At 47.2% G+C, this 538-nt stretch carries 1 protein-coding gene; it reads left to right on the top strand.

Annotated features, from left to right (window positions below):
- The coding region (locus HMPREF1548_RS27375) for a YveK family protein (RefSeq protein WP_035324306.1) at positions 1–538 on the top strand (538 nt) is incomplete at both ends.

Raw genomic sequence — 538 nt, 5'->3', positions numbered from 1 at the left:
TTTGATTGTTTCTGTGGGAATTATGGTGGCACTGGGGGCTTTTCTATTTACACAGCTGTTGGTGACACCTTCTTATGAGTCTACTACGAAGATTTATATCCTGAATAAGCAGGAGAACAGTGCGGTGACTTATTCGGATATTCAGCTGGGGACGCAGCTGACGAAGGACTATGCGGAATTGATTCAAAGCAGGTTTGTCTTGGAAGAAGTAGTGCAGGGGATGGGGCTGGATCTGACATATGAGCAGATGAAGGAGAAGGTTTCGGTTACGACACCTACGGATACGCGTATTTTGGCGATTACGGTGAAGGATTCTGATCCAGTGCTGGCGATGAAGATGGCCAATGCAATCCGGGAAGCGGCATCAGTGCATATTATGAACGTGATGGATATCCAGGCAGTAAATGTGGCGGAAACTGCCAATATGCCGATGAAGAAGGCCAGCCCCAGTGTGTTGAAGAATACGTTTCTTGGCGGTGTGCTGGGAGTATTTCTGATAATTGCTATCGTGCTGGTTCGTTATCTGATGGATGACACG

This window comes from Clostridium sp. KLE 1755 (assembly GCF_000466465.2).
GTDB classification, from domain to species: domain Bacteria; phylum Bacillota; class Clostridia; order Lachnospirales; family Lachnospiraceae; genus Eisenbergiella; species Eisenbergiella porci.
Note: the sequence above shows the minus strand (reverse complement) of the source record. Positions and strands in the feature narration are given on the sequence as shown.